At 42.3% G+C, this 6364-nt stretch carries 5 protein-coding genes and 1 pseudogene; all 6 read right to left on the bottom strand.

The genetic code is table 11. The features are described from left to right. Nucleotide 1: 1 nt before the first annotated feature. Nucleotides 2-1006 carry a tRNA (adenosine(37)-N6)-threonylcarbamoyltransferase complex transferase subunit TsaD gene (gene tsaD / locus Q0296_RS05570; protein WP_298037750.1) on the bottom strand — a complete coding sequence of 335 codons (1005 nt, stop codon included), beginning with the start codon at nt 1004-1006 and terminating at the stop codon, nt 2-4. Continuing rightward, a complete protein-coding gene (locus tag Q0296_RS05565) occupies nt 1003-2301 on the bottom strand; it encodes a M99 family carboxypeptidase catalytic domain-containing protein (RefSeq protein WP_298037747.1) in 1299 nt (432 codons plus the stop codon). Before Q0296_RS05565 ends, tsaD begins: the two co-directional genes overlap by 4 nt. Next, a complete protein-coding gene (locus tag Q0296_RS05560) occupies nt 2301-3536 on the bottom strand; it encodes a uracil-xanthine permease family protein (RefSeq protein ID WP_298037744.1) in 1236 nt (411 codons plus the stop codon). Before Q0296_RS05560 ends, Q0296_RS05565 begins: the two co-directional genes overlap by 1 nt. After that, a complete protein-coding gene (gene dxr, locus Q0296_RS05555; protein WP_298037743.1) occupies nt 3523-4632 on the bottom strand; it encodes a 1-deoxy-D-xylulose-5-phosphate reductoisomerase in 1110 nt (369 codons plus the stop codon). Before dxr ends, Q0296_RS05560 begins: the two co-directional genes overlap by 14 nt. Beyond that, a complete protein-coding gene (locus Q0296_RS05550) occupies nt 4614-5345 on the bottom strand; it encodes a phosphatidate cytidylyltransferase (RefSeq protein WP_298037739.1) in 732 nt (243 codons plus the stop codon). Before Q0296_RS05550 ends, dxr begins: the two co-directional genes overlap by 19 nt. A gap of 359 nt (nt 5346-5704) precedes the next feature. Beyond that, nucleotides 5705-5937, bottom strand: a pseudogene (locus Q0296_RS05545) (restriction endonuclease); the annotation flags it as partial. Nucleotides 5938-6364 lie beyond the last annotated feature (427 nt).

Below are 6364 nucleotides of genomic sequence, written 5' to 3'. Positions count from 1 at the left end.
TTTAAATTTCTATTTTCTTAAAACTAATCCTTGGGTTTATAGTTAGCTTATCATGCGGGATAAACTCTTTTTTTAAGTATTTCTCACGCCCAGCTCTTGCTATCATCAGAGCATTATCGGAGCAAAACTCAAGTGGGGCTAGCAAAAGCTCGCACTCATTTTTTTGACAAAGCGCCTCAAGTCTTTTGCGTAAATTTAAATTTGCGCTTGCTCCGCCAACGACGCCAAAACGTTTGAAATTTCTTAGTTTAAAAACCTTTTCAAGTTTATTTAAAATGTGCTCGCAGGCTGTGTTTTCAAAGGCGTAGCAGATGTCGGCGATATCTTTTTGTGTGATAGTTTCAAGCTTTGAAATTTCAACTCTGACTTGGTTTTTAAGCCCCGAAAAGCTGTATTCAAGGCGTTTGTCGTGAAGAAGTGGGACGGTAAATTTAAATCTCTCTTTATCTTCGCACAAAAGTGCATTTTGCTGTACCACAGCACCCCCTGGATAGCCAAGATCAAGCATCTTTGCCACCTTGTCAAAGCTCTCGCCAAAGCTATCATCGCTAGTGCTTGCAAGCTCTAAAATCTCGCCATTTTCGTTAATCTCAAGTATCATCGTATGTCCGCCACTAACTAGCAAAACGCCAAGCGGAAAGGTGGCTTCGCGGTCTAAAAATAGCGAGTAGATGTGGCCAACTAGGTGATTTACGGCGATTAGCGGGATATTTAGGGCGATGCTTAGCGCTTTTGCCATGCTGACGCCGCCTATCAGGCTCACGCTTAGCCCTGGCTCGTTTGTCACAGCGATGGCGTTTATATCTTTTAAATTTGGCAAGATGTCATTTAAAAGTGCTGGCAGCGCCTTTGTATGAAGCCTCGCTGCAAGCTCTGGGACCACGCCACCAAAGATAGCGTGCTCCTCTTCTTGTGAGATCTTTTTATAATAAATTTGCTCCAGCGTCTCTTCGTCTATGAGCGCGACAGAGCTATCATCGCAGCTACTTTCGATGCCAAGTATCATCTAAACTCCGCTAGTATCATGCCAGCAAATTTCTCTTTGCCACTTTCACTTTTGTAAAACTCAACTCGGTAAATTTTGCCATCTTTATCTATGCTATAGCTTTTGTTTAGGCTGTTTTTATCGATCTCCTGCTCGCTCTCATCAACGCTTTTTGTGCCATATCCTATAACATTTACGCGCACGTTTTTGAGAGCTTTTATCTTAAAGCTCTTTTTAACGCTAAATTTATCGCCACTTTTTAACTCCTGCTCGTTGCCATCGCTCAAAAGAGAAATTTTATCAAGCGGCTTTGCAAACTCGAAGTATTGCGGTTTTAGCCTTGTGACAGAGCGGTTGCCATACTGCACTTTGTAGGTGTCGTTATCTTTTATGACGGCGATTAGCGGATTTGGTGACTTGTAACTTAGCTCGCCCTTTTTAAATGGCATGAAGCTTATCACTGGCTTTAAGTTTTTAAGGCTAAGAGCGTAGCTGTCAAATAGCTCGAGTCTGATCTCTTTTTCGATCGCCTTTTTCACGCTTTTGACATCGAGCTCAAAGGGCCTAGTAAAGCTAATACCAGCCTTTTTCATATACTCTTCGATCGCTACTAGGTGATAATATGTCCTTTGCTCGGCGTTTAAATTTTTGCTAGCTTCGTTTGCAAAGGCGGACTTGTTTTGCGTGATCGCGTAGTAGGTGAGGCTTTTTAGCATCTCTTTGTCGCCCATCGCTGTGTGCGTATTTTTGACGTGATATTGATGTTTTGGATCTATAAGGTGCTTATTTAGCACGTCTTTTACGCTTGAGGCGATGCTTTCAAGCTCTGGATACTTTGAGCCTGGCAGTGTGCTTTGGTCGATGATGCAGGTGTTGCCCCATTTGTCGGGGTTTTCGTCCTTGCTTATAAATTTATCTCTGTAATATCCGCTACCATCGTGCAAATTTAAGATGAGAGTGACGTTTTTGTCGGTGATGACGTCTTTTATCTTCATCACTGAGTTGTAGTCTGGATCGTCCTTTTCGACGTGGGCGAATTTTCTATTCATATCGCCCTTTGTGCCGCGACTTCGCTCGATGATACTTGGGAAATTTAAATTTGGCACGACCCAAAGCGAGCCTTTTGTGATGTTATAGTCAGTCGCCACGATAGAGGCCGCCAAAAAGCCGCCTGGCTCGTCGCCTTGTATGCCACCGATTAAGAGCATAGTATTGCTACTTGGCTCACCTTTTTTGATAAGTGCATAGTCCAGTGCGCTTGCATTTGCAAGGCTTGCAGCCGCAAGAGCTGCTAAAAAAAGTCTAAATTTACGCATTAATATCCTTCGTAATGCTTTGTTTTTGGTAAAAGCAAATTTAAAACTATACCAGTAACCGCGCCAAGTCCGATACCTGAAAATTTAACCGCTCCAAGGTCAAGCACCATGCCGCCGATGGCAAAGATGAAGATGAGGGCTACGATTATCATATTTCTAGGATCGGCTAGATCGACTCTGTTTTTTATAAGTGTCTCCATGCCAACGCTTGCGATGATGCCAAAAAGTAGCAGCATGATGCCGCCGATGACTGGAGCTGGGATGGTTGAGAGCACTGCGCCAAGCTTGCCAACAAAGGCTAGCACGATAGCAGTGATCGCTGCAAAGGTCATGATCGCTGGATTATACGCTTTTGTAAGGCTAACTGCGCCTGTGACCTCTGAGTAGGTGGTGTTTGGCGGACCACCAAAGGCAGCAGCAAGCGAGGTGGCCAGACCGTCGCCTAAAAGGGTGTTTTTAAGCCCTGGATTTTTCAAAAAATCCTCTTTTGTGACGTTTGAGATAGCAAGCATATCGCCGATGTGCTCGATCGCTGGGGCGATGGCGATAGGTATCATGTAGATGATCGCTTCAAGTTCAAATTTTGGTGCGCTAAAGCTTGGCACTCTAAACCAAGGGGCGCTTGCGATGGCGCTAAAATCAACCATGCCAAAGCAGTAAGCCACGATGTAGCCAGCGATGATGCCAAGCAGGATCGGTATGAGCCTAAACATCCCGCGTCCTAGCATCATGACAACGATAGTGGCGATAAGCGAGGTGGCCGCTACCATCATAGCTACATTTTGAGTGTAAGCCTCAGTAGCTGAAGTCGCCATTTTGACGGCATTTGGAGCAAGTATCAGACCTATGGTCATGATGACTGGACCAACAACGACTGGAGGCAAAATTTTATGCAAAATTTTCTCTCCGCCAAAGCGAACAACAAGACTTAACGCGACGTAGAAAAATCCAGCAAATATAACGCCGCCCATCGTCACTGGTATGCCCCATTTTTCGATGCCATACTGAAGCGGAGCGATGAAGGCAAACGAGCTTGCTAGAAAGATCGGCGGGACGTTTTTTCTAGTTATTAGCTGAAAAAGCAGCGTGCCAAGACCTGCTGTAAAGAGCGCGACGTTTGCATCAAGTCCCGTAAGGATAGGCACAAGCACGAGCGCACCAAAGGCGACGAACAGAAACTGCACACCGATGAGACTTTGCCTAAGATCAAATTTATACCCCTCATACCTTTGCATTTAGCATCCTTTTTGCGTATTCTCTAACCTCTTTATCAACTTCATAAATTTCATCTACGCTTGAAATTTTAAGACTCTTAAATTTTTTTGCTGAGCCTAAAATAAGCCTTGATATATCTAAAAATGAGCACTTTTTCTCTAAAAAGCTAAACACTCCAACCTCGTTTGCAGCGTTTATCACTACGCCTAGATCAGGATTTGCTAAGACTTCATCTTTTAGCGAAAAGACTGGATATTTTTTAGGGCTGATCTTGTGAAATTTGATATTTTTAAGATTAAGTAAATTTGCGTGAGAGACGATATTTTCGCTCATGTTTTCAAGCATAGCATGCGCGATAGCTAGCTTCATATCAGGGCGTGAGAGGTGCATCGTGCTTGAGCCATCGATAAACTCGACTACGGCGTGGATGGCTGAGGTTGGCTCTATCACGGCCTCGATATCTTTTATACCGTAAAGCCAGTAGGCCTCCATCACCTCAAAAAGCTTGTTTGTCATCGTCGCGCTATCAATGGTGATCTTTGCGCCCATATCCCAGTTTGGGTGTTTTAGTGCGTCAGACGGCGTGGCCTCTTTTAGAAATTTGATCGGTTTTTTATAAAATGCCCCACCGCTTGCTGTGATGATGAGCTTTTTGGCTGGAGTTTTGTTTTCTAGTAGAAATTTAAGCCCAAAATGCTCGCTATCGATAGGCAAAATTTCTCTTGTTTTTAGAAATTTGCCGCCAACGACAAGGCTCTCCTTGTTTGCAAGGGCGAGCCTTTTGCCAAGTGCTTGCGTCTTTAGACTAGGGGCTAGTCCAGCAAAGCCAACAAGAGCGTTTATCACCTTTTTTGAGCTTGAAATTTCAAGCATTTCTAGCAGTCCAGCCTCGCCAAAAAAGATGTTTTTAGCTTCAACGTTTTTTACATTTTTAACTAGCTTTTCGTCGCCCACACAGACAAATTTTGGCTTAAATTTTAAAATTTGCTCGTTTAGCAAAGCTACGTTTTTGGCGCAGCTTAGCGCCTCAACCTCTACATTAAATTTCTCGCAGAGCGCTAGAGTATTTTTGCCGATCGAGCCAGTGGAGCCAAGTATTACCACGATAGCGACCAAAGTAGGGCGACAACGCCAAATAAATAGCCATCTATCCTATCAAGCATACCGCCGTGTCCTGGGAAAAGTGTGCCGCTGTCTTTGACGCCGCAAAGTCTTTTTAGGTAGCTCTCAAAGAGATCTCCCCAGACCGCAAATACGCAGACTAAGAAGCTTGAAAATAAAATTTGGAAAAAACCTTCTGTTACGAAATGTCCAACTATGCAGCCAACTACCGTGCCTAGCAAGACGCCGCCTGCTGCACCTTCGATGGTTTTGTTTGGTGAGCTTGGGCTAAATGGGTGTTTGCCAAAGGCTTTGCCGACGAAAAATGCGCCGCTATCGCTTGCAACGACGCTTAGTATAAGCCATGCAAGATAGCCTATGCCATACTCCGAGTAGAGCGTCCACATCATAAATATCGGCGTGGTTGGGTATAAAAAAGGTGCGACTGGTTTTAAATTTTCACTTTTTATGTGCGCAAGGATAGATGCTACCAGCATGATCGCAAGGATCGCGATGAAGATCGGATTTGTAAAATATGTAAGCACGTAAAATGCGAGCGCTGCATAAACTAGCTGTTTGTGATCGATGCCATAAAGCTTGAGCGACTCATTAAAGGCAAAGTAAAGCACAGCGCCAAGCAAAATAAAATTTAAAATATAATTATCTATAAAAAAAACTACCAAAATAGCAACAAACATCAAAACGCCAGTGATAATGCGTGAAGACATACACTCTCCTTAAAATCGTTATTTTGCCGTAATTATAACACTATAAATTTAGACGGCGTTTATAAGAGCAAAATTTGGTTTAAAAAGTGTTTTGCTTTACTAAATTTAGCTGATAAAAAGGGCGATGAGAAGCTAAATTTGCCTTTTTAAGCTGTAAAATTTTTGCTAGAGGCAACAAACCAAATGGAGTAGCGAATGGCAACTATTTAAAAAATACTTTATTCAAAAAAGTCAGTGTCGATCTTGCAAATTTCATAAATTTGACCTGTTTGGACTCCGACTTTAAACTTTATCATTAGCTCGGCCAACCTGTCGCCATCTATCAAGACCACGCTAAAATTTTGATTATTTTTGGCAAATTCTTCGGCATTTTTTGTAAATTTAGCCGTTGTGATAAAGACCCCTTTTTGGTATTTTTATTTGAGATGGCGCCGATGAACTGCTGAATTTCTTGGCTACCGATGCTGCTGCTATCTTTATATCTCTTTGCTTGGATGTAAATTTTAGAAAGTCCAAGTTCGTCCTCGTCTATGATGCCATCTATCCCGCCATCTGGACCCTTGCTTGTAAGACTACCAGTGCCGTAACTCATCTTTTCTAAGAGTTTGGTCACAAGGTACTCAAAAAATCTAGGCTCTTTTTCTAATATGCTAGATAAAATTTCGCTTTTTAGATCCTCTTTTATCTTTTTAAGTGCCTCTTCTATATTGTCATCTGGCGTGTTTTCTATTGCTTCTTGTTTTTCTTGTTTTATCTCTTGTTTGTAAATTTCATTGTACCAAGATATAAATTTGTCTTTTGCATCCTTGTCACTTATCAACTCTTTACCAAAATTTGTTATAGCAAATAAACTCCTGCCAACTTTTTGAAGAGGCATCCTTTTTGGCTTTGATTTGACTTGTGCGGTTGTAGACAGATATGATAAAGCCCAGCCAGTCCTGCTTACATAAATTAGAGTTCCACTTTTTATTTTTTGTAAAATTTCATCATCTGTTAGTCTGAAATACTCAATTATAAAT

The sequence above is a fragment of the uncultured Campylobacter sp. genome (assembly GCF_937890585.1).
Lineage (GTDB): Bacteria > Campylobacterota > Campylobacteria > Campylobacterales > Campylobacteraceae > Campylobacter_A.
The sequence above is the reverse complement of the archived record's forward strand: the minus strand, read 5'-3'. Positions and strand labels throughout refer to the sequence as shown.